Here is a 23,115-nt window from a genome sequence, read left to right as displayed (position 1 = left end):
TCAGCGCCCCTCGGCGGCCAGCTGATGCGCCACGATGGCCTCCGCGACCGCCGGCACTCGCTCGGCCTGCAGATGAAGATGGTGACCACCCGGCAGGACGCACCGCGTCAGCCCCTGGACCGCGGCCCGTGCGCGGGCGGCTTGTTCCCGTTGAGCCAGAATGCCGTCCTTGCCCTCGACCAATAATACCTCACAGCAGATGGCTTCCAGCATGGCACTGACCTGTTCCGAGGTGAAGCGAACCGGCGACGGCCAGCGCAGCCGCGGATCGCTGCGCAGCTGCCACCCGCCCGTGGACAGGGCTTCGAGGTTGCGCTTCACCAGTGGCCGCGCGGTCTCGGCATCGATCGGAGTGACACTGCCCCTCACCCGCGACTGCACGGCACTGTCGAGATCCGCATAACACGGCGATGGCGAGGATGGCCGGCGGGCCGCCAGCAACCCCTTGCGCAGCTGCTCCGCGACGCCCGAAGGCGGGGTGCTCAGGGCGCCCAGGCCATCGATCAGGCGCAGGCCGGCGATACGTTCCGGCAAGCCGGCGGCCAGCAGGCAGGCCACGCCGGCGCCCATGGAATGCGCCAGCAGAGGCGCGCTGTCGAGTCCCAGAGCATCCAGGGCATCGAGCACATCATGGCAATAATCCCAGAGCGCGTAATCGCCGTCGCCCGCTCGGTGTCGCGAATGGCCATGACCGGCGAAATCCAGCGCCACCACCCGGATGCCCAGTTGCTCCACCAGATACGGCGCCAGCCGGGAAAAGCTCGCCGCATTGTCCAGCCAGCCATGCAGTGCCAGCCAGGTCGGCGCCGCGGCATCTCCCCAGGACAGGGCGGCCAGGCGATGGCTGGCCAGGCTAAGGGGTATCGCGTCACTCATCGGACTTCTCCGGGCATCAGTCGATCGAGGAGTTGCTGCAAGCCCAGACGAGCCGCCCGGGGATGCTCCATGGGGAACATGTGGCCACCAGACACCTCGCTGACCGACACCCCATGACGCCGCAGACGTTGCCTTCGACGCGGTGTCATCAGGTCCGAGTCCTGCCCCGCCAGCACTCCCACCGGCACCTGCAAGCGCGACGGCAGGCCATTCAGATGGTCGGGCAGGTGGCGAAATATCTCGACCTCGATATCCGGGTCATAGCGCAGTCGGAGCTGCCCATCCGGCTGTACGTCGGCGCCGGCCTGTAGATAGTCCTCGAGTGCCGGTTCGGTAAAGCACCGGAACAGGCGTCGTTGCATCAGGTAGTCGCGCATCTCGTCCCGGCTGGCCCACACGGAGCGTCGCCCCAGACTGCGGCCGGCCGGCGTCAGGCGGTCCATCAGCCCCAGGCGCTTGGCCAGCTTCATGGCCAGGGCATCGATACCCAGCATCAAGGGGGGATCCAGCATGACCACACAATGAAAACGCGCCGGGGCTTGCTCGGCCGCCATGGCCATCAGCACACCTCCCATGGAGTGCCCCACGCCCACCACGGGAGACGACAGGGTGGACAGGGTTTCCAGCAACTCATCACGCAGCGCCAGCCAGTTGTGGCCCACCGGAAAGTCGGGATGATGCCCGAGCCGCTCGACGGGATGGAGGTCGAAATCCTTCGCCATGGGGGCCAGAAAGCTGCGATAACTGCGGCCGGGAAAGCCGTTGGCATGGGCGAAGACAAGCGGTATGGCGGTATCGGGCGAGAGCATGATCGACTTCCGAGCAACGGGACAACTGGAGATAGCAGGCTAACGGGAATACCATGACGCAAGGGGTCACTCCGGGACCCATTTCATTCAACCGTTTCATGCGAGCGTATCATCTTCTTGCGTCCGCGTACCCGAGACCTTCGACTCACCCGCCTGCTCGAGGAGCCACCGTGCCGCACCACACTGACAAGCCCCGCCGCGACAATCGCCTGCGCAACCGCCTCTTTTTCGCCACCGTATTGCTGGCGGTGATCGTGGGACTGTGGATGATTCGCTGATGAGCTTGCTGACCGTTTTCCTTTCCACACTGAACATCACCCTGCCGGTCTTTGCTATGGTGTTCATCGGTGTTGGCCTGAAGCGGCTGGGCTGGATCGACCAGGGGTTCATCAATACGGCGTCCCGGCTGGTATTCCGCGCCACCCTGCCGACGCTGATCTTCCTGAGCCTGATCGGGGCGGATCTGGACAGCACCCTGGATCCTTGGCTGCTGCTGTTCTTCGCACTGGCGACGCTGGCCTGCTTCCTGATCAGTTGGGGCTGGGCGGCATGGCGGGTGCCCTGGCATCAGCGCGGCGTCTATGTGCAGGGCGCCTTTCGCGGCAATTGCGGGATTGTCGGCCTGGCGCTGGCCCACGGCATGTATGGCGAGGCCGGGCTGTCCATCGGCGGCTTACTGCTGGGGGTGGTGATCCTGACCTACAACATGCTTGCGGTGCTGGTGCTCAGCGCCTACCGCCCCCGCGACAAGCGATCGAGCCATGCCCAGTGGCGCAGTATTGTCGGCCACATTGGCAAGAACCCACTGATTCTGGCGGTGCTGGCGGCCACCCCACTGGCGATTGTGGAGGTCGAGCTGCCGGTGTGGCTGGCCACTAGCGGCGATTACTTTGCCTCGCTGACCCTACCGCTGGCCTTGATCTGCATCGGCGGCACCCTCTCGACGCGCGCCTTCAAGAAAAGCTTCCACACCGCCCTGGGCGCCAGCCTGTGGAAGATGGTCGGCATCCCCATCCTGGCGACCGCCATGGCCTGGTGGGCCGGCTTCGAAGGGCGCGAGCTGGGCGTCATGTTCCTGTTCTTCGCCAGCCCCACGGCGGCCGCGGCTTTCGTGATGGCCAAGGCCATGGGCGGTGATGAGACCCTCACCGCCAACATCATTGCCCTGACCACCCTGATGGCCAGCATTACGGTGACGGCCGGTGTTTTCATGCTGCGTATCGCCGGCGTAATCTAGTTAGAGATAGGGAGCCGCGCCAGGTCAGGTGGGAAGGTCAGCGGGCGTGATGAAGCCGGCCAGGCGTGCACAACCGGCTGCCGGCACTTCGGCCGTGAGTTCGGCGATGGCGGCGGTCGGCAAGCCCAGGCCATGCTCGCTGCGCCCTTCCACCAGCAGGCCGGTCAGGGCGCCGACCAACGGCATGTGGCTGACCAGCATGACAGGCCCTTCCATGGGTTGTTCCAGCAGCCAGTCGAGTACAACCCGCGGGTCATCATCCGGTGTGATCAGGGCCAGGGTCTCCACAGAAGCGCCCAGCGCCTCGGCGATAGGCTCGGCCGTCTGTTGAGCGCGTCGATACGGGCTGACCAGCAGCCGCAAGCGGGCGAGGTCCTGGTCCCGACGCCCGGCCAGCCACGCCGCCATGCGCGCGGCTTCACGATGCCCCGTGGGTGTCAGTTCGCGTTCGCTATCCGGTCGCCCCGCCGCGGCTTCACCGTGGCGCATGATCATCAGGGTTTCAGCCATCGTTCGGTCCCGAGTCGCGGTGATCCTGCTGTACATTTTCGCGCGGCAGAACGAATTCCACATCGCTGCTCTGCTCACCCTGCATCAGCAGGCGCGCCATGTCACGGGCCGGCACATCCCGAAAGAGCACCTGATAGAGCCCCTCGGCCAACGGCATGTAGACACCTTCCTGATGCGCCATGTCACGCACCAGGCGCACGGTGTTGACGCCTTCCGCCACCTGGCCGAGCACCTCCACGGCCTTGTCCAGGCTGTGCCCCTCGCCGAGCGCAAAACCGACCCGATAGTTGCGCGACAGGCTCGAGGAACAGGTCACGATCAGATCGCCGACCCCGGCGAGCCCGAGAAAGGTCATAGGATTGGCGCCCTGGGCGACCGCGAAGCGGCTCATCTCCGCCAGGGCACGCGTCATCAGCATGCTGCGGGTGTTTTCGCCCATGCCCAGCGCCGCGGCCATGCCGGCGGCAATGGCATAGATGTTCTTCAGGGCCCCGCCGAGCTCCACACCATAGCGGTCATTGCTGGCATAGACGCGGAAATAGTCGCAGCCCAGCGCGGTCTGCACGCGGGTGCGAGTCAAGGGGTCATGGCTGGCGATGACCGAGGCCGTCAACTGATGCTGGGCGACCTCCGAGGCCAGGTTGGGTCCCGATAGCACCCCGATATGCTGGCCATCCGTCTCCTCTTCGAGAATCCGGCTCATCAGCTTGAAGCCATCTTCCTGAATGCCCTTGGTGGTACTGACCAGGATGCACTCGGGCTCGAGCCAGGGGCGCGCCTGACGCACTACATCACGAAAGCCCTTGGAGGGAATGGCCACCAGCACCAGTCCCGCCCCCTGCAACGCCTCAGCGAGCTGCGTATGGGCTACCACGGCGGGGTTGATGGCGAAATCGGGCAGGTAGCGTCCATTGCGATGCTCGCGGTTGATCTGAGCGGCGAGTTCGGCATCGCGCAGCCACTGTCGCACCTCGAAGCCATTATCGGCTGCGATGCTGGCCAGGGCGGTGCCGAAGCTACCGCCGCCCAGCACCGCGACCCTGTTGTGCTCATCGGACATGATCGCCCCGTGCAAGAGTGTGTGGGCAGGATTGTAACCAAAAACGCCCCGAGTCGGGGCGTTGGATACCGCAACGAGACGGGGCGGCCAGGGCGGCCCGCGACTCATTCCACCAGGGGAACCAGCGAATCGATGCTGGACCGCGCATCGCCATAGAGCATGCGCGTGTTCTCCTTGAAGAACAACGGGTTCTCGATGCCCGAGTAGCCCGTGCCCTGCCCACGTTTGCAGACAAAGACCTGCTTGGACTCCCAGACCCGCAGCACCGGCATGCCGGCAATGGGGCTGTTGGGGTCTTCCTGGGCGGCCGGATTAACGATGTCGTTGGAGCCGATGACGATCACCACATCGGTCTCGGCAAAGTCATCATTGATCTCATCCATCTCGAGAACGATGTCATAAGGCACCTTGGCCTCGGCCAGCAGGACGTTCATGTGGCCGGGCAGACGACCGGCGACCGGGTGAATGCCGAACAACACTTCCTTGCCGGCACTGCGCAGTTTGCGGGTCAATTCACTGACGGCATTCTGTGCCTGGGCCACCGCCATGCCGTAGCCCGGCACGATGACGACCCGGTCGGCATCGTTCAGGGCACTGGCGACGCCGTTGACATCGATGGCGACCTGCTCGCCCTCGATCTCGGCCGCCGGCCCCTGAGATCCCCCGAAGCCACCCAGGATCACGTTGACGAAGTTGCGGTTCATCGCCTTGCACATGATGTAGGACAGGATGGCCCCCGAGGAGCCCACCAGGGCACCGGTGACGATCAACAGGTCATTGGAGAGGGTAAAGCCGATGGCCGCCGCCGCCCAGCCGGAATAGCTGTTGAGCATGGAGACCACCACCGGCATGTCGGCACCGCCGATTCCCATGATCAGGTGATACCCGATGAACAGCGCCAGCGCCGCCAGCACCAGCAGGGTCCAGAAGCCGGCCCCATTGAGATAGAGCACTGCCAGCAGCAGGGACAGTACGGCGGCACCGGCATTCAGCCAATGACCACCCGGCAGCTGGCGTGGCTTGCCATCCACCTTGCCGGCCAGCTTGCCGAAGGCGATCACCGAGCCGGTAAAGGTCACCGCCCCGATGAAGACGCCGAGCACCACCTCGATCTGCAGAAAGGTCAGCTCCGCCAGCGTCTTTTCCGCCACCAGGGCGGCAAAGGCCGAAAAGCCCTCACTGACGCCTTCCGCGGCCAGCACGCGGCGTCGCTCCAGGTCGGCATTGAAGCCAACGAAGACCGCCGCCAGGCCGACAAAGCTGTGCAGTGCCGCCACCAGCTGCGGCATTTCGGTCATGTCGACCTTTTTCGCCAGGTAGACGCCGACCACGGCACCGATAACCATCATCGGTACCATCCACCAGTAACCGCCGATACCCGGTCCGAAAGCGGTGAACACCACCGCCACTGCCATGCCGACGATGCCGTACCACACCGCCCGCTTGGCCTTTTCCTGATTGCTCAAGCCTCCCAGCGAGAGGATGAACAGTACACTTGCCGCGATCGCCGCCGCGGACACGAATCCTTGACTCAACATGGTGTCTCTCCGCGGCTCATGACTTCTGGAACATGGCCAGCATCCGGCGTGTCACCAGGAAGCCGCCCACGATATTAATAGTGGCAATCAAGACCGAGATCGCCGCCAGCAACCCGACCAGGATGCTGCCCGAGCCGATCTGCAGTATCGCCCCCAGCACGATGATACCGGAAATGGCATTGGTCACCGCCATGAGCGGTGTATGCAGGGAGTGGCTCACGCCCCAGATCACCTGGAAGCCGACGAAGCACGCCAGAACGAAGACGATGAAATGCTGCATGAAGGATGGCGGTGCCACCTGGCCCAGCAACAGCATCAGCGCCCCGCCCACGGCCAGCATGCCGACCTGACGCTTGGTCTGGCTGACAAAGGCCGCATGTTCCGCCGCCTTCTTTTCTTCCGGTGTGGGTTCCTTTTCCTTGGGCTTAGGCTTGGCCGCGCCGATCGCCTGAACCTTGGGCGGCGGCGGCGGGAAGGTGACCTCGCCCTGGTAGGCCACCGTCGAGCCACGAATGACATCGTCTTCCATGTCGTGATTCAACTGACCATCCTTCTCGGGCGTGAGGTCAGTGATCATGTGGCGTATGTTGGTGGCATACAACAGCGAGGCCTGGGTCGCCATGCGCGAGGGAAAGTCGGTATAACCGACGATGATCACGCCGTTATCAGTGACGATGCGCTGGTCCGGCTCGGTCAGGTCGCAGTTGCCGCCCTTTTCGGCGGCCAGGTCGACGATCACCGAGCCCGGCTTCATGGACTGGACCATGTCTTCCAGCCACAGCTTCGGCGCCGGTTTGCCGGGGATCAACGCCGTGGTGATGACGATATCGACATCCGCGGCCTGTTCACGGAACAACGCCAGCTGTTTCTCGCGAAACTCCGGGCTGGACGGCTTGGCATAGCCGCCGCTTTCCGAGCCGTCCTCGGCATTGTCGAAATCGAGGAACAGGAACTCGGCGCCCATCGACTCGATCTGCTCGGAGACCTCGGGACGCACGTCGAAGGCGCGCACCACGGCCCCGAGACTCGTCGCCGTGCCTATGGCCGCCAGGCCCGCGACGCCGGCACCGACCACCAGCACCTTGGCCGGCGGTACCTTGCCGGCGGCGGTCACCTGGCCGGTAAAGAAGCGACCGAACTGGTTGCCCGCCTCAATCACCGCACGGTAGCCGGCGATATTGGCCGTGGACGACAACGCATCCATCTTCTGAGCCCGCGAGATGCGCGGCACCATGTCCATGGCGATGACATTGGCGCCGGTGGCCCGGCAACGCTCCAGCAGCTCCTCGTTCTGGGCTGGCCAGAAGAACGAGATCAGCGTCTGGGACTGTCGCAAGCGCCCCGCTTCTGCGTCGGAAGGCTCGCGGACCTTGATGACCACATCCGCCGCCTGCCAGAGTGCCTCGGCCCCCTCGATGACATCGACACCAGCGTCGCGGTAGGCTGCATCATCGAAACCTGCCGCCGCGCCAGCTCCCGCTTCTACCAAACATTCGTGTCCAAGCTTCTGGAGGTGCTGCGCACTTTCGGGGGTCAGCGCGACACGCGCTTCTCCGACAGCAGACTCCTTGGGCGCACCAATCTTCACGTTGGATCTCCCCTTTGCAGGTTTATCGTTATTCACGACTGGAACCGGTCATCATTACCTGACTTGGCCCCCTTTCTCAAGGCGCATGCCGTCGAGGCCACTGTCGAAGGCGCACCCGAATGCGTCCGAAAGCAGCGCCCCGACACGACTCGACCCCGCCGAAGCGGGGTCGAGAAAGCCACAGGAAATTTGCGTCTGACGTGAACGTCAGGCACTCAGCAGCGTATTGAGACGCTTGACGTAGGCGGCAGGATCATCCAGATGACCGCCCTCGGCAATCACGGCCTGATCGAGCAGGATGCGCGAGAGATCATTGAAGCCCTCTCCCTGGGCCCCTTCCAGACGCGCGACCAGGGCGTGTTCCGGATTGAGCTCGAGGATCGGCTTGACCTCCGGCATGGGCTGACCGGCAGCTTCCATGATGCGGCGCATCTGATAACCCATCTCATGCTCGGGCAGCACCACACAGGCCGGGGAATCGGTCAGGCGATGCGTCACACGGACTTCCTGGACATCACCGCCCAGGGCGTCCTGGACCCGCTTGACCAGGTCTTCCTTGGCCTTGGCGGTTTCTTCCTGGGCCTTCTTCTCGTCCTCGTCCTCGACTTCCCCGAGGTCCAGATCGCCCTTGGCCACGTCGACGAAGGACTTGCCCTCGAACTCGGTCAGGTGGCTCATCAGCCACTCGTCGATACGGTCGTGGAGCAGCAGCACCTCGACGCCCTTCTTGCGGAAGATCTCCAGATGCGGGCTATTCTTGGTGGCATTGAAGCCGTCGGCGACGATGTAGTAGATCTTCTCCTGCCCTTCCTTCATGCGCCCGATGTAGTCGGCCAGTGACTGATCCTGGGTGGCGCTGTCGGTATGGGTGGTGGAAAAGCGCAGCAGGCCGGCGATCTTCTCGCGATTGGCATGATCCTCGGCCGGGCCTTCCTTGAGCACGCTACCGAAGGTGTTCCAGAAGGTCTGGTAGGCCTCGTCGTCCTTGGCCAACTTCTTGAGCATGTCCAGGGAACGCTTGGTCAGGGCCGACTTGATCTTGTCGACCTGCGGGTCCTGCTGCAGCAGTTCGCGGGAGACGTTGAGCGACAGGTCGCGGGTATCCAGCACGCCCTTGATGAAACGCAGATAGAGCGGCAGGAACTGCTCGGCATCATCCATGATGAAGACGCGCTGCACATATAGCTTGACGCCACGCGCGCCATCACGCTCGTAGAGGTCGAAGGGCGCACGCCCCGGCACATAGAGCAGGCTGGTGTACTCGAGTTTGCCCTCGACCTTGTTGTGACTCCAGGTCAGCGGGTCGGAGAAGTCATGGGCGACATGCTTGTAGAACGCCTTGTACTCTTCATCCTCGATGTCGGTCTTGGGACGCACCCAGAGCGCGGTGGCCTCGTTGACGGTTTCCCAGGTCGTGACCTCGCTGCCCTCGATCTCATTGCCTTCGTCATCGCGGGCGTTCTCGGTCTTGGGCATGCGCACCGGCACATCGATGTGATCGGAATACTTGCGCACCAGGTTCTGCAGGCGGAAATCGTCGGCGAACTCGGTGGCATCTTCCTTGAGATGCAGGGTGATCTCGGTGCCATGGCGCTCGATTTCGATGTCCGCGACGCTGAACTCACCTTCGCCCTGTGAACGCCATTCGACGCCTTCACTGTGGTCCGTGCCCGCCTTGCGGGTGCGCACCGTGACATCATCGGCAACGATGAAGCCGGAATAGAACCCGACACCAAATTGACCGATCAGCTTGGCATCCTTCTGCTGTTCACCCGAAAGCTGTTTGAGGAACTCGGACGTGCCACTGCGGGCGATGGTGCCGAGGTTCTCGATGACCTCGTCACGGTTCATGCCGATGCCGTTGTCACGCAGGGTAATGGTGCCGGCCTGCTGATCATGCTCGATTTCGATACGCAGCTCGCTGTCGCCCTCGAAGATGGCATCGTTGTCCAGTGCTTCGTAACGCAGCTTGTCGCAGGCATCCGCCGCGTTGGACACCAGCTCGCGGAGGAAGATTTCCCTGTTCGAATACAGGGAGTTGATCATCAGGTGAAGCAGTTGCTTGACTTCGGTCTGGAAACCCAGCGTTTCTTCGTGGGTGGCAGTGGTCATCGTCTCGGGACCCCCTTTCGACATGTCAGTGACGGTGGTGGAAACCACCAATGGCGTTATAACGTCGATATGGGGCTGGCCTGACGTTTTTCAACCACGCTCATGACTCAGTCTTGGCGTGGTGACGACAGCTCGTTGTCAACATCGCCGTATTTCCAGCGGCGATAGGCGGCGAGCGAATTATCCACGCGGGTCAGCAGCCAGCCGACCACCACCACGTCATCGACCACCCCGATCAGCATCAGAAAGTCCGGGATCAGGTCCAGCGGAGAGATCAAATAGACGGTGGCGGCCAGCATCCAGCCGATCGCCGGCCAAGGCACGGGACGAAAGCGCCCGCGCCAGACATCAGCGAGCATCGGCACAAAAACACTCAGCGCACGCCGCATGCGCCCGAAAGCACCGGCTCGCTGTTTCAGACGCTGGAACAGCGCCAATCCCTTGAAACCCGCCATGACACCTCCCGGAGCGGATGGCCAAAAGGCCGTCGACGTTGACTATCCAGACAAATCGTCAGGCGATAGGATACTCTCGAATCCCCAGGGCCTGTCGCCCCTGAAGGAATCACGCCGAAGCTGGCCTGACGCTCATATGAATTGAAACACCATACTGTGTATCACAGGGCAGGACGATGCCACCACCGACGCTGCCAGGCAGGCGTGATGCATTCACTCTCGGCGCTTGCCGGCGAAACAGCGAGAACCTCTTATGCTTCGGTCTCTTACTCCCGCTTCATGGAAACCCCTGCTCACGGCGGCACTGCTGTGTCTGCCGCTTGCTGTCCAGGCCAGCGACCGAGTCATGCACAACGCCCTGGAGGCGGCCCGTGAACAGCGCTGGCAGGCGATCGACCAGTCGGTCGTGAATCGACATGTGCTGGCCGGCTATGTCGAGTACCACCGGCTCAAGGCCAGCCTGCCCGGGGCGGCGCCGCAACGCGTCCTGCAATATATCGAGGCCCACCGGGACTCGCCGCTGGCCGATTGGATGCGCGGTCAGGCCATTTCCGCCTATGGCCGGGCCGGCCAGCATGATCGCGTGCTGGAGGTCTCCGCGGGGGTGCCGGAGAGCACCGAGCGTCAGTGCCATTATTACACCGCCCTGCTGTCGGTGCGCCCCGATGAAGCTGCCGCCGGTGGCCAGGATCTCTGGCACACTGGTCGCTCACAGCCGGATGCCTGTGACCCCTTGTTCAATACGCTCAAGGCACGCGGCGTGATCGGCCCCGTGGAAACCTGGGAACGCATGATGCTGGCCTGGCGCAACGGCGAAACCGGCCTTGTCAGCTACCTGGGCCGACGGCTCGGCCCCGCCTGGGACAAGGGCAAGGCGGTCATGGAGCGCCTGCAGTCGGACTACACCGCCGTGACGCGAGTGCCCACCTGCATCGGCCCGGACTGCCGGGGCAGCGGCGCCCTCTTCGCTGCCGCCATGCATGGCTTCACTCGCGCCGATAGCGAAGCAGCACTGGAGGCCTGGCGCAAGATCTCCTCTCACCTGTCGATTACCGACACGCATCGTCGCACCATCGAGCGCGACCTGGTCTTTTATGCGCTGGTTCGTGACGTGCGCCAGCATCGTGACTGGGTGGATGGCGTCATGCCGCGACTGGCCGATGCCGACCTCTTCGAGCTGCGCACTCGGGTGGCGCTTGGCGACCGTGACTGGCAGGGGGTGATCAGCTGGATCGATCGCATGGCGCCCGATCAGCGCGGCAAGGCGCGCTGGCAGTACTGGCTGGGACGCGCCCAGTCCCAGCTGGGCAACGCCAATGCCTCCCGGGCCGCCTATCAGCGCGCCGCCAGTGAGCGCGACTTCTATGGCTTTGCCGCCGCCGACCGCCTAGGTCAGCCCTATGCGCTCGACATGTCCGCCACTCGGGTGGCCCCCGAGCTGCGTCAGCAGGTGGCCAACTGGCCGGTGGTACGCCGTACCGAAGCCCTGCTGCGCATTGATGAGCCGGGGCTTGCCGCCAGCGAGTGGTATAACGCCGCCGCCCGTGCCAGCGAGCGCGACGCCCGCGCCCTGGCCGACTATGCCCAGCGCAAGGGCTGGTACGCGCGCCTGGTGCAGACCACCATCGCCGCCGAACTCTGGGATGCCCTGCCCTGGCGCTTCCCGGAAGCCTATCGCACGCAATTCATGCACTGGGGCCAGGAAACAGGCGTCGACCCTTACATGCTGATGGGGATTGCCCGTCGCGAAAGCGCCTACAACCCGGACGCCCTGTCATCCGCCGGCGCCCGGGGTCTGATGCAACTGATGCCGGGCACGGCCGCCAGCGTCAGTCGTCAACTGGGGCTGGCCGACCCCGGCCCCTATGGCGTGCTCGATCCGGCGACCAATATCCGCCTGGGCAGCACCTACATTCGCGACATGATCCAGCGCTACAGCGGCAATCGGTTGGCCGCCGCGGCGGCCTACAACGCCGGCCCGCACCGGGTGGACCGCTGGCTGCGCGACAACCCGTCTCAGGAGTTCGACCTCTTCGTCGAAAGCATTCCCTTCCATGAAACACGCGCCTATGTGAAGGCGGTGATGACCTATCGCGTCATCTTCGAGAGCCTAAACAGGGGAGGAAATACCAGTGGCGTGGCACTGCTGACCCCGCAGGAACACCAGGGGCGTTATGACAGCACCCTGCAGGCGAGGAACTAACCCCGGAGTTGCCGTCTCCGGCAACACCAGAAGTCTGAAGTTATAATCTTGAAGAGGGAAGAACGCGGCTATCGCCGCTTGAAGAAGGAAGAAAACCACCACCCGAAGCGTACGGACTGGCGGCTTTCCCTTCCCTCTTACTTCTTACCTCTGCCTTAACGCATCTCGCCAGGCTCAGCCTGGCGCCCGTGTCACCGCCAACTTGATCCCGAAGAAGATCAACACCCCGCCGGTGATGCCGTTCAACCAGCGAGAGAAGGCGGGACTGGCCAGCCACTGGCTGGCGCTGCCCACCAGACAGACTACCGCGATCTGCCACAGGTTGGCGATGACGAAATGCACCCCGGCCAGCCACAGCGACTTGATCAAGGCCGGATCGCCGGGTGCGATGAACTGGGGCAGAAACGCCATGTAGAAGACCACGGTCTTGGGGTTGAGCACATTGGACAGCAGGCCTTCCCGCAAGGGGCGCCAGACGGGCACGTGCTGTCGCTGCGACTCGACGCTCGAGACCGGCAGGCCTTGCCCACGGCGGATGGCGCGCAGACTGTTGACGCCAAGCCAGACCAGATAGGCCGCCCCCAGCCACTTCAGCGCCCCGAAGGCCCAGGCCGACTGCAGCAGAATCAGGGAGATGCCCAGGGCCGAAATGGCGGCATGCACGAAGAGCCCACAACAGATGGCCAGGCTGGTCAGGACACCGTCCCGCCATCCTCCACGCGCGGTGTTGCGGATCACCAGCAAGGTGTCGACCCCCGGGGTGATACTGAGCAGGGTAATGGCCACCACGAAGGGCCAGAACTGGGCATCAATCAGCATGACGCGGCTTCTCCTCAGTGATGGGCGCCATCCCGCTGGGTATGGCGCATGGAAATCTGGTCGTTCAGGGTCCAGAAGTCATACAGCACGCCCAGCAGGAAGAGGCCGCCCGTGCACAGGTAGAGCAGACCGGTCAGCCACTTGCCCTGATAGAAGCGGTGCAGGCCGAAGACGCCGAAAAAGGTCAGCAGCAGCCAGGCCAGCGTGTAGTTGGTCGGGCCGGCCTGGAAGCGCAGATCGGCCTGTCGATCCATGGCAGGGATCAGCAACAGATCGATCAACCAGCCAATCAGAAAGAGACCGAAGGTGAAGAACCAGATAGTGCCGGTGACAGGCTTGCCGAAATAGAAGCGGTGCGCCCCCAGAAAGCCAAAAACCCACAGCAGGTATCCGATCAGCTTGCTGTGCGTGTCTTGCGTGGCGATGGAATTCTGTTGCATGAGTGTATCTCGAATCCAGGGGGAATGTGGCTGCCGGGGTCACTGGACGACCGGGCGCAGACCATCTACAGTGGATGATGTTGGTGGCAACAGTTTCCCCGCGGGACGCGGTTGACGCAACCCCGGTGCTGATGCACCATCTAAAGCGTAGGTTAGCAAGTAGATAAGTCGTCAGTTGTAGGTCGATCCCTTCGATACACCCAGTGCGCACTTCTTTCTTGTCTTGCCCACGCACTTGGGCATGGTCCGGTCTATAACCGTGCCGCCCAGCATCATCATTTAGCTAGTTAAGGAAATCGACAATGGCAACTGGCACTGTCAAGTGGTTCAACGACACCAAGGGCTACGGCTTCATCTCTCCGGAAGATGGTGGCGACGACCTCTTTGTTCACTTCTCCGAGATCCAGGCTGAAGGCTTCAAGTCCCTGCAGGACGGCCAGAAGGTCTCCTTCGAGGTCACTCAGGGCAAAAAGGGCCTTCAGGCCTCCAACGTCCGGGCTGAAGACTGAGTCCATAGCGACTGTCTACCCGGTAGCGCCACTTGCCGCAGTGGCGCTGTGCGAAGGCCCACCTCGGTGGGCCTTTTTCATGTCCCGCCGGTGGCACTCGCCACCCCATGATTCAGGGCGCGGCAGCCTCATCCCCGGAAGTTGACGAATCACCGGAAGCCGCCTCACGGATGTCCTCGGGCGCATCCTCTTCAGCCTGTTCGAACTGTTGGTCCAGCTTCTGGCTGGCCTCCTGAAAACGCTTTTCGGTCTCTTCAAGGATGGCCTGCACTTCCGGGTCGGAGCTGAACTCCAGGGTCGTGGACTCCGTCGGCGACGTGGAGGAGGAGTCCAGTGCGGCGTCCAGCTCCGCCGAGCCCGCCGGCGAGGTGTCCGTGGCGGCCTCGGGGGGGGTCTGCTCGGCTTCCTTGAACTGTTCGTCGATCTTCTGGCTGGCCTCCTGGAAACGCCGCTCAGTCTCCTTGATGATGGCATCCACGTCATCACCGGCGGCTTCGCCGGCCAGTGTGTCCGACTCGTCCAGTGGCTCGCTGCTGTCACTCGCCTGCGTCGCCTCGAGGGTCGAGGACGCCTCCTCGGTCATGGCGGCGTCGTCAGCTGAAGCACCCGACTCGGAGGCTTCGCTGCCGGCCGCTGCTGTCGTCTCGCTACCGGAGGCAGTCGCTTCACCCTGCGCCGAGTCATCGACCTGGCTCGCCGCTTCTTCCTCGGGCGCGCCTGCTGATGCCTGCTGCGAAGCGCCCTGTTCATTGGCCGGCGTGTCCGGCTCCTCGCCACATCCGGTTACCAGCAAGGACAGTGCCAGCGTCAGCGGCACCCAGAATTTCATCGACATTTATAGCCTCCCGACAAACGAAGCGATATTGCAACAGACCCCCTAACGTACCGCAAGCTCTCACGGTTGCCCCCTCAGGTCGCGAACAACTGCCCCGGGATGTCTCGAAAGGCCTTGAATTCGATGGCGTTGCCGCTGGGGTCACGGAAAAACATGGTCGCCTGCTCGCCAGGTTTGCCCTGGAAGCGCACACAGGGCTCGAGATCGAAACTCATGCCGGCCGCTCTCAGCCGCTCGACCAGCCGTTGCCAGTCGTCCATTTCGAGCACCACCCCAAAGTGCGGCACCGGCACTCCATGGCCATCCACCGGGTTGCGGTGACCGGACGCTCCACCGGCTTCCAGGGCAGGGTTGAGATGGGTGACGAACTGATGACCAAACAGGTTGAAATCCACCCAGGTATCGCTGGAACGCCCCTCCTCACAGCCCAGCAGATGGCCGTAGAAACCTCGCGCCTCGGTCAGGTCATGGACCTGCACGGCCAGATGAAATGGTGTCAACATGATCGCATCTCCTCGAATGGGCGACGGCATGACTGCCGGATGAATCGGTTCAGGGCTCGGCCCCTGCCTGCCCCGCCGACCCCAGCAAGGGACAATCCGAGGGTGCCGCGAGTTCCAGTGCCAAAGGCTCGACCTCGACCGTGAAACGCTGCTCGTGGAGCGGCTCCCCATCCAGCGTCAGAGGCAAGGCCTGCTGCCCCTCGTAGCTCAACCAGCGGGTTTGAAAGGCCTCGACAAAGTCGCCATCAACAGGACGCTGTTGCCATTCGCGGCGCATGGCCACCATATCCAACAGGGAGGCGACATCGCGTATCATCAGGACGTCCAGCAGGCCATCATCGAGTCGTGCGCCCGGGGTGAGGGGTTGGCCGCCCCCGGACTGAATGCCGTTGCCGAGTGCCAGGATGAACAGATCGGCGCGTCGGTGACCTTCCTTCCAGCGGATGTCGGCGGGGTAACGGCGATGCTGCCAGGCCTTGAGCCCACCGATCACCGAGTAGGCACCGCCACCCAGCAGGCGCTTTAGGCTCTTGGGTGTGGAGGATGTGACCTCAGCGCCAAAGCCGCCGGTGGTCATGTTCAGGAAATAACGTTCGTTCAGCCTGACCACATCCACGGCATGCGCCGAGTAACCCAACGCAGCCGACAGTGCCTTGCCGGGCGCCAGGGGCATGCCGAGCGAGCTGGCCAGGTCATTGGCGCTGCCCAGCGGCAGAATGCCAAGTGCCGGGCGAGCCCGTCGCGGTACCTGCATGAGGCCATTCACTACTTCATTGACGGTGCCATCGCCACCCCCGGCGATCACTCGGTCAAGCCCCTCGTGGCAGGCCTGTACGGCCAGTCGCGCCGCGTGACCGGACTCCCGGGTAACCTGTACGCCCAGGTTGGCACCCGCGTGCCGAGCGGCATGTACCACCTGGCGCACCTGTGGCACTTGCGCGGACTGGCCGTTGAGAATCAATCTGGTGGTGCTCACCCGGCCTCCTGGGTTGCAAAGGGATACGCTCATTGCATTGAATGCCAGATCAAACAGCCCGGAGGATGGATGCCACTGGGCACCTGACTTCCTTATAATACGTGACTTTACCCATCATTGTCGCAGCGGAGCCTTCATGATCGAACCAGCCTTCATCATCGCCGCCTTTCTTGGAGGCCTGGTCGCTCAGCTCCTGCGCCTGCCGCCACTGGTGGGATTCCTGACGGCCGGTTTCGCTCTCAACCTGCTCGGCTTCGAGGCATCACCGCTGCTTGATGTCGTCGCCGGTATCGGGGTGACACTGCTGCTGTTCACCATCGGCCTCAAGCTGGATATCCGCACCCTGCTCAGACCCGACGTCTGGGGCGGCGCCACCCTGCACATGCTGGCCTCAACCACCGCGTTGCTGGGCATCTTCATGGCGCTCAAGCTGGCCGGCCTGTCGATGCTCAGTGACGTCAGCTCGGCCACCCTGCTGTTGCTGGCCTTTGCGCTGTCGTTCTCCAGCACGGTTCTGGTGGTCAAGGTGCTGGAGAAACGCAGCGAGTCCCAGACCGCCTATGGCCGCCTGGCCATCGGTGTCTTGATCATGCAGGACATCTTCGCCGTGGCCTTTCTGACGGTGTCCAGCGGCCAGTTGCCGAGCCCCTGGGCCTTGGGGCTGCTGTTGCTGATTCCCGCGGCGCCGCTGTTACGCAGGATGCTCGATCGCATGGGCCACGGCGAAATGCAGATGCTGTTCGGCATGCTGCTGGCCCTGGTGCTGGGCTATGCACTGTTCGAGGCGGTCGGCGTCAAGGGCGACCTGGGCGCCCTGATCGTCGGTTTGCTGTTGTCGCCGCACCCGTCGGCCCAGGCCCTGGCTCGTTCGATGTTCAACCTCAAGGAACTGCTGCTGGTCGGCTTTTTTCTCAGCCTGGGGCTGACGGCCCTGCCCGACCTGGAGCAGATAGTGCTGGCCGTCCTGCTGGTTGTCCTGCTGCCCTTGAAGGGTGTGCTGTTCCAGCTCATCTTCATGTGCTTCCGCATGCGCCACCGAACCTCGCTGCTGGCCTCATTGAGCCTGACCAACTTTTCGGAATTCGGCCTGATTGTCGGGGCCATTGCCGCCAGTTCCGGCCTGCTGCCAACGGACTGGCTTATCACCCTGTCACTGGCCGTCGCCCTGAGTTTTGCCGCCTCCTCACTGCTGAATGCCTTCAGCGAACAACTCTACCGGCGCCTGGAGCGCCTGCTGCCGCGCGTCGATAGCGATGCCCTGTCGCCCAGTGATCGCCCGATCGACGTGGGCGACGCCGAAGCCGTGGTGCTGGGCATGGGACGCATCGGTCGCAGCGCCTACCGCCGACTGCAGAAGGAGTATGGCCTCAAGGTTCTTGGCATCGACAGCAACCCCAAGAGCGTCAAGCGCCTGGGCGAGCGCGGCTTCAATATTCTCGAGGGGGATGCCGTGGATTCGGATTTCTGGGACAAGCTGCTGATGTCGCCCGAGGCCCGCATGGTAGTGCTGGCCATGCCCCATCATGCCGGCAACCTGGCCGCCCTCAAGCAGCTACGCCGGCGACACTTCCCCGGGCGCATCTCGGCCGTGGTGGAGTACTCCGAAGAGATCGAGCCGATTCGCCAGTTGGGCGCCCATGCGGTATTCCACGTCTATGACGAGGCCGGCCGCGCCCTGGCTGACAGTGCCGCCGAGGAGGCGGGTATCAACGTCCGGATTCAGCAGCTGAGCTAGTTCTCGCGGCGCCGAACCTTGCCCCACAAGACGCGAGTCGCGATACTGGAGCGCTTTTCAGCCCGCAATGGATCTCTGCCATGGAAGACCTCTTCGCCCTGATCGGCAACGCCCTGGGGGAAGGCATTCGCCTGATCGTCGAGCTGCTCGGCGGCCTGTTCCGGCATGCCGATGATGCCGTGGACGGCCTTTTCAGCGGCCTGTCCCGATCGCTCGGCATCTCGACCTCCTGGGTCAGCCTGGCACTGCTGATCTTCGGCTTGTGGATGCTGTGGCGGGGTTTCAGCGCCCTACTGCAACGCGCCTACCTCGCCACCCTGCTCTGGTGGCTACTGGCCATGATGGTGTTGGGCTGGCTGATCAACTAGTGAGATACCTTCCTCACATCAGCGCCGCCTCGCGGGCGGCGCTGATGGCGTGGCGCGTCTCCGCCGATGTCAGGCGAGCGCCTTCTCGATCACCTCATAGACATTGGGTGAGAGTTCCTCTGCCCGGATGCGTTCCAGTTCCGCCTTCATCAGGTCCTGGCGCGTCTCGTCGAACCGCCGCCAGCGGGTCAGCGGGATGACTAGACGTGAGGCGATTTCCGGGTTCAGGCGATTGAGCTGGATCACGACATCGGCCAGCAATTGGTAGCCCGCCCCGTCGAGGCGATGGAAGTTGACGCGGTTCTGGGCGAACGCCCCGATCAACGCCCGCACCTTGTTGGGATTGGTCAGCGAGAAGGCGTCATGCTCCATCAGGAAACGTGTCCGCTCCAGGGCATCCTCCTGGGGACGTGATACCTGGATGCTGAACCACTGATCCATGACCAGCGGGTCATGCGCCCACTTCTGCCCGAAGGCCCGCAGCGCCGGATCGGCCAGATCGTCACGGCTGCTGTGGGTCAGCAAGGTCAGGGCATGACGCACATCGGTCATGTTGTGCTCAGCCTCGAACTGGCGCTGGGCCAGCGACACTGCCTCTGGGTCCTCGATACTCATCAGGTAGGCAAGCGCCACATTCTTCAGACTGCGAGCGGCGATCTGCTCCGGTTCGGGGGCATAGGGCGTGGTGTCCAGATTGGCCTGATAGACCGCCATGAAGTCATCGCGCAAGCTCTCGGCCAGGGAGGCCTTGACGAACTGGCGTGCCGCATGGATGGCGTCGACATCGACCACCGGCTGCTGTTCGGCGATGTACGCCTCCGAGGGCAGGGTCAGCATCTCGGCCAGCACGGCCTTGTCGTCCGTGTCGGCAGTCAGCAGGGAGCGGAAAGCCTCGACGACACGCTGATCCATGACCTTCTCGACACCGTTGCGATGGGCGGCGATCAGGTCATCCAGGGCGAGCAATGCCAGGCGCTGACCGGCATCCCAGCGATTGAAGCCATCGCTGTCATTGGCCAGCAGGAAGGCCAGGTCCTCGCGGGAGTAGGGGAAGTTCAGCTTCACCGGTGCCGAAAAACCGCGCGCCAGCGAGGGAACCGGTGCCTCGGGCAGGTCGGTGAAGACGAATTCCTGCTCGTCCTCGCGCAGATGAATCACCGCGTCGTTGCCCAGTCGTTCGCCGTCCAGCGTCAACGTCAGGTCCCGGCCACTCTTGGTGCCCACCAGACCCATGCGCAACGGGATGTGCAGGGCCTGCTTCTCGGGTTGCCCGGGCGTGGCCGGCGTGCGCTGCCGCAGCACCAGGCGGTATTCGGCGCGCGCATAGTCGTACTCGCCATGGGCATCAATCTCCGGCGTGCCGGCCTGGGAATACCACAGCATGAACTGGCTGAGGTCCTGCCCGGAGGCCTCGGCCATGCAGGCCACGAAGTCCTCTATGGTGACCGCCTGGCCGTCGAAGCGCGCGAAATACAGGTCCGAACCGCGCCGGAAGGCCTCCCAGCCCACCAGGTTACGCAGCATGCGCACGATCTCGGCGCCCTTCTCGTAGATGGTCAGGGTGTAGAAGTTGCCGATCTCGATGTAATGATCGGGGCGTACTGGATGCGCGGTCGGCCCGGCATCCTCGGCGAACTGGGCGGTGCGGAAAAAGGACACGTCCTGGATGCGCTTGACCGGTGCCGAGTTCACGTCGGCGGAGAAGGTCTGGTCACGAAAGACCGTGAAGCCTTCCTTGAGGGACAGCTGAAACCAGTCACGGCAGGTCACCCGGTTGCCCGACCAGTTGTGAAAGTACTCGTGGGCGACGATACCCTCGACACGCTGAAAGGCCGCATCGGTGGCGGTGTCCGGGTGGGTCAGTACCGCCGCCGAATTAAAGATGTTGAGGCCCTTGTTCTCCATGGCCCCCATGTTGAAGTCATTGACCGCGACGATCATGAAGAGGTCGAGATCGTATTCGCGACCGTAGGTCTCCTCATCCCAGCGCATGGCACGCTTGAGCGAAGCCATGGCATGATCGGTCTTGCCGAGATTTTCCTCTTCCACCCAGATCTGCAGGGTCACGTCACGCCCGCTCATGGTGGTGAAGCGATCCTCGACCTTCTTCAGGTCACCGGCGACCAAGGCAAACAGGTAACAGGGCTTGGGATGAGGGTCTTCCCAGGTCACGAAATGACGCCCGCCGGGCAGCTCGCCGCGCTCCACCGGGTTACCGTTGGAGAGCAGCACCGGCTCCCGGTCTACCCGGCCGATCACGGTGGTCGAGAAGGTCGCCATGACATCCGGGCGATCGGGGTAGAAGGTGATGCGCCGGAAGCCCTCGGCCTCGCACTGGGTACAGAACATGCCACCGGACTGGTAGAGACCTTCCAGTGCCGTGTTGGCCTCGGGAGCAATGATGACCTCGGTATCCAGCTGGAAGCGCGACGGCACCCGATCGATACGCAGCCCCTGATCGGTGAGATGGTATTCGTCCTCGCCCAGTGGCTGTCCATCCATGCTGATGGCCTGGAGGCTCAGATGTTCCCCGTGGAGCTCCAGCGCAACGCCCTCTTCCCGCTCGGGATGACGCTCGAGATGCAGGCGTGCCTTGACACGGGTCGCGGCAGGGTCGAGGTCAAAGGTCAGTTCGGTGTGCCGAACCCGATAGGCGGGCGGCAGATAATCGCTGAGATGAATCGCTTGGGGTTGAGACATCGAGATTGGGCTCCAGTCAGAACGTTACGGCCATTGTACGGCGCAGCCCACCACAACCTCAAAGCACAATCCCCATGCCAGGCGGCGGACCGGGTCCAGAAGGCAGGTCAGGTAGTGGTGACAGGCTCGGGGCGGGTCAGGATCCAGACAGCCAACAGGGCCAGCCCGATGATGAGCACGGACTTGAGCCACACCAGGCTGACCGAGAAGGCCAGAAGCGCCATGGATACCAGCAGCATGACAACCGCCGTCCACTTGGCATGACGCGGAATAGCCCGCTCGGCTTCCCAGGCGGTCACCGTGGGGCCGAAACGGGGGTGCTGGCGAATCCAGGCTGCAAATCGGGGGGAACTGCGCGAGGCAAACCAGACAGCCAGCAGCATGAAACAGGTGGTCGGCATGAGCGGCAGAAAGGCACCGATCACCCCCAGCAGGAGACACACCCCCGCCAGGGCCATGAAAACGACACGACGTACGTGCGACATGTGGCGTGCTCTCCCCCGCGGCAATGTGGATTCGGATGACCTCTATTGAAGCGCATCGGCAGGGCAACTGCCAATCGCCTTCCTCAATCAGGCCTGGTGGTCGAGGTCAGGCAGAGACGTGGTCAGCGCCCGGGACATGCGCCAGGCCGAGCAACCATCGGCATAATATTCGGTGAGCCAGGCCTCGGGCATGAAGCCGGCCTGGCGGTAGAGGGTCAGGGCCGCCGAGTTATCGATGCGCACTTCCAGCACCATGCGCTCACAGCCTCGGCGCACGGCGGCATTCACCAACGCCTTGAGCAGGGACGCCCCGATGCCCCGACCACGCGCCCCGGGGTCCACGCCCAGGGAATAGAGCCGTGCCTGTCGGCTGTTGCGCCGCAACAGGAAGGTGCCGTACCCGCTCAACCGGCATTCGCCCCCCTCGGCCACCAGAGTGACGGCATTGGCACGATTGAGGACATGATAGAGCTGACGACGACTGAACCGGTCGATGGTCAGCGCTCTGTGTTCCAGATCGCACAGGGCGTCGAGATCTTCGCCCACCGCCGGGCGCAGCACGGGATGCATGTCAGGCTCAAGCAGGAGTTTTGTAAATTGTGACGCCTGACAGGGACAATGTCAGCGGCAGCAGGCTGAAGGTTATTCATGGGAGGCACCTCGGCACATGAAGCGCTCGACCGCACGGGGCAAGTCACGTAATCTGCGCTGCCATCTGCCTTTAAACCGACAGGGCTCCTCGCATGACAGATCGTGACAGCCGACACCGCCAGGCCATGCAACGCCTCAAGACGCACGTCGACGAGCGCATCGCCAATGCCAGCGAGCAGCGCGGCCAGCTACTGGTGTTCACCGGCAACGGCAAGGGCAAGACCACTGCCGCCTGGGGCACCGTGGCCCGCGCGCTTGGCTATGGCTATCCCGTGGGAATAGTGCAGTTCATCAAGGGCAGCTGGGAGTGCGGCGAGCGCGAGCGGCTGAGCGACGACCCTCGGCTGGAGGTGGCCATCATGGCCACCGGCTTCACCTGGGACACCCAGAACCGCGAGGCCGACACCCGGGCCTGTCAGCGCGTTTGGCAACAGGCCCGGCGAATGCTGGAAGACCCGGATGTCTACCTGGTAGTGCTGGACGAAGTCACCTACATGCTCAAGTTCGGCTACCTGGCCATCGAGGACGTCATGGACGCCCTGGCCAGGCGGCCTGCCGAGCAGACGGTGATCGTTACCGGGCGCAACGCCCACCGCCAGCTCCTGGATGCCGCCGACACCATCAGCGAGATCCAGGAAACCCGCCACGGCTTCAATGCCGGCCTGGAAGCGAGACGCGGCATCGATTATTGAGCATGGCGCCCGGG

The 23,115-nt window shown here is 63.5% G+C and carries 22 protein-coding genes; 6 read left to right on the top strand and 16 right to left on the bottom strand.

The genetic code is table 11. The annotated features are described in order from the left end of the window. Both QWY74_RS09415 and QWY74_RS09410 read right to left on the bottom strand, forming a co-directional pair. Entirely contained in the window at positions 1–876 is an 876-nt protein-coding gene (locus QWY74_RS09415) for an alpha/beta fold hydrolase (RefSeq protein ID WP_264823922.1), read from the bottom strand. After that, entirely contained in the window at positions 873–1,685 is an 813-nt protein-coding gene (locus tag QWY74_RS09410; RefSeq protein ID WP_264823923.1) for an alpha/beta fold hydrolase, read from the bottom strand. Before QWY74_RS09410 ends, QWY74_RS09415 begins: the two co-directional genes overlap by 4 nt. A gap of 277 nt (positions 1,686–1,962) precedes the next feature. Between QWY74_RS09410 and QWY74_RS09405 the strand changes: the two genes are divergently transcribed. Continuing rightward, entirely contained in the window at positions 1,963–2,922 is a 960-nt protein-coding gene (locus QWY74_RS09405) for an AEC family transporter (RefSeq protein WP_264823924.1), read from the top strand. Positions 2,923–2,946: 24 nt separating this feature from the next. On the opposite strand, the gene sixA is transcribed toward QWY74_RS09405, so the two are convergent. From sixA to QWY74_RS09375, 6 genes are all read right to left on the bottom strand, one after another. Next, positions 2,947–3,432 (bottom strand): phosphohistidine phosphatase SixA, encoded by a 486-nt coding sequence (gene sixA / locus QWY74_RS09400; RefSeq protein WP_264823925.1) that lies wholly within the window; start codon positions 3,430–3,432, stop codon positions 2,947–2,949. Then, positions 3,425–4,492: an NAD(P)H-dependent glycerol-3-phosphate dehydrogenase gene (locus QWY74_RS09395; RefSeq protein WP_264823926.1), complete on the bottom strand. Its 1,068-nt coding sequence runs from the start codon at positions 4,490–4,492 to the stop codon at positions 3,425–3,427. Before QWY74_RS09395 ends, sixA begins: the two co-directional genes overlap by 8 nt. Before the next feature lie 104 nt (positions 4,493–4,596). Further along, positions 4,597–6,030, bottom strand: coding sequence for an NAD(P)(+) transhydrogenase (Re/Si-specific) subunit beta (locus tag QWY74_RS09390; protein WP_264823927.1), 1,434 nt, complete (start codon positions 6,028–6,030; stop codon positions 4,597–4,599). 16 nt (positions 6,031–6,046) lie between these two features. Then, a complete protein-coding gene (locus QWY74_RS09385) occupies positions 6,047–7,618 on the bottom strand; it encodes a Re/Si-specific NAD(P)(+) transhydrogenase subunit alpha (protein WP_264823928.1) in 1,572 nt (523 codons plus the stop codon). Positions 7,619–7,825: 207 nt separating this feature from the next. Then, entirely contained in the window at positions 7,826–9,730 is a 1,905-nt protein-coding gene (htpG, locus tag QWY74_RS09380) for a molecular chaperone HtpG (protein ID WP_264823929.1), read from the bottom strand. 107 nt (positions 9,731–9,837) lie between these two features. Beyond that, the gene (locus QWY74_RS09375) at positions 9,838–10,185 is read right to left on the bottom strand and encodes a YkvA family protein (protein ID WP_264823930.1); all 348 of its coding nucleotides are present in this window, start codon (positions 10,183–10,185) and stop codon (positions 9,838–9,840) included. A gap of 253 nt (positions 10,186–10,438) precedes the next feature. Between QWY74_RS09375 and QWY74_RS09370 the strand changes: the two genes are divergently transcribed. Then, on the top strand, positions 10,439–12,388 hold the full coding sequence (locus tag QWY74_RS09370; protein ID WP_290314207.1) for a transglycosylase SLT domain-containing protein: 1,950 nt from the start codon (positions 10,439–10,441) through the stop codon (positions 12,386–12,388). 174 nt (positions 12,389–12,562) lie between these two features. Here QWY74_RS09370 and QWY74_RS09365 read toward each other — a convergent pair whose 3' ends face one another. Further along, positions 12,563–13,207, bottom strand: a complete 645-nt coding sequence (locus tag QWY74_RS09365) for a LysE family translocator (RefSeq protein ID WP_264823932.1) — start codon at positions 13,205–13,207, stop codon at positions 12,563–12,565. Between the two features lie 14 nt (positions 13,208–13,221). Further along, complete coding sequence (locus tag QWY74_RS09360; RefSeq protein WP_264823933.1) at positions 13,222–13,647, bottom strand: NINE protein; 426 nt, start codon at positions 13,645–13,647, stop codon at positions 13,222–13,224. A 302-nt stretch (positions 13,648–13,949) separates the two neighbouring features. Between QWY74_RS09360 and QWY74_RS09355 the strand changes: the two genes are divergently transcribed. Beyond that, positions 13,950–14,156 carry a cold-shock protein gene (locus QWY74_RS09355; RefSeq protein ID WP_141317413.1) on the top strand — a complete coding sequence of 69 codons (207 nt, stop codon included), beginning with the start codon at positions 13,950–13,952 and terminating at the stop codon, positions 14,154–14,156. Between the two features lie 112 nt (positions 14,157–14,268). On the opposite strand, the gene QWY74_RS09350 is transcribed toward QWY74_RS09355, so the two are convergent. The 3 genes from QWY74_RS09350 to yegS form a co-directional block, all read right to left on the bottom strand. Next, on the bottom strand, positions 14,269–14,991 hold the full coding sequence (locus QWY74_RS09350; RefSeq protein ID WP_264823934.1) for a hypothetical protein: 723 nt from the start codon (positions 14,989–14,991) through the stop codon (positions 14,269–14,271). A gap of 74 nt (positions 14,992–15,065) precedes the next feature. Further along, entirely contained in the window at positions 15,066–15,494 is a 429-nt protein-coding gene (locus QWY74_RS09345) for a VOC family protein (RefSeq protein WP_264823935.1), read from the bottom strand. A gap of 49 nt (positions 15,495–15,543) precedes the next feature. Then, a complete protein-coding gene (gene yegS, locus QWY74_RS09340) occupies positions 15,544–16,470 on the bottom strand; it encodes a lipid kinase YegS (protein WP_264823936.1) in 927 nt (308 codons plus the stop codon). 136 nt (positions 16,471–16,606) lie between these two features. Between yegS and QWY74_RS09335 the strand changes: the two genes are divergently transcribed. Continuing rightward, entirely contained in the window at positions 16,607–18,205 is a 1,599-nt protein-coding gene (locus QWY74_RS09335) for a cation:proton antiporter family protein (RefSeq protein WP_264823937.1), read from the top strand. Positions 18,206–18,285: 80 nt separating this feature from the next. Next, the gene (locus QWY74_RS09330; protein WP_264823938.1) at positions 18,286–18,573 is read left to right on the top strand and encodes a hypothetical protein; all 288 of its coding nucleotides are present in this window, start codon (positions 18,286–18,288) and stop codon (positions 18,571–18,573) included. Between the two features lie 69 nt (positions 18,574–18,642). Here QWY74_RS09330 and pepN read toward each other — a convergent pair whose 3' ends face one another. The 3 genes from pepN to QWY74_RS09315 all read right to left on the bottom strand — a co-directional run bounded on the left by pepN (position 18,643) and on the right by QWY74_RS09315 (position 22,328). Beyond that, complete coding sequence (gene pepN / locus QWY74_RS09325; protein ID WP_264823939.1) at positions 18,643–21,273, bottom strand: aminopeptidase N; 2,631 nt, start codon at positions 21,271–21,273, stop codon at positions 18,643–18,645. A 107-nt stretch (positions 21,274–21,380) separates the two neighbouring features. Beyond that, positions 21,381–21,758, bottom strand: a complete 378-nt coding sequence (locus QWY74_RS09320; protein WP_264823940.1) for a YbaN family protein — start codon at positions 21,756–21,758, stop codon at positions 21,381–21,383. A gap of 87 nt (positions 21,759–21,845) precedes the next feature. Next, positions 21,846–22,328, bottom strand: a complete 483-nt coding sequence (locus QWY74_RS09315; protein WP_264823941.1) for a GNAT family N-acetyltransferase — start codon at positions 22,326–22,328, stop codon at positions 21,846–21,848. 173 nt (positions 22,329–22,501) lie between these two features. Here QWY74_RS09315 and cobO point away from each other — a divergent pair, with 173 nt between their 5' ends. Continuing rightward, positions 22,502–23,101, top strand: coding sequence for a cob(I)yrinic acid a,c-diamide adenosyltransferase (gene cobO / locus QWY74_RS09310; protein ID WP_264823942.1), 600 nt, complete (start codon positions 22,502–22,504; stop codon positions 23,099–23,101). Positions 23,102–23,115 lie beyond the last annotated feature (14 nt).

Source organism: Halomonas almeriensis, assembly GCF_030409235.1.
Lineage (GTDB): Bacteria > Pseudomonadota > Gammaproteobacteria > Pseudomonadales > Halomonadaceae > Halomonas > Halomonas almeriensis.
This window is presented reverse-complemented; position numbering and strand designations above follow the sequence as displayed.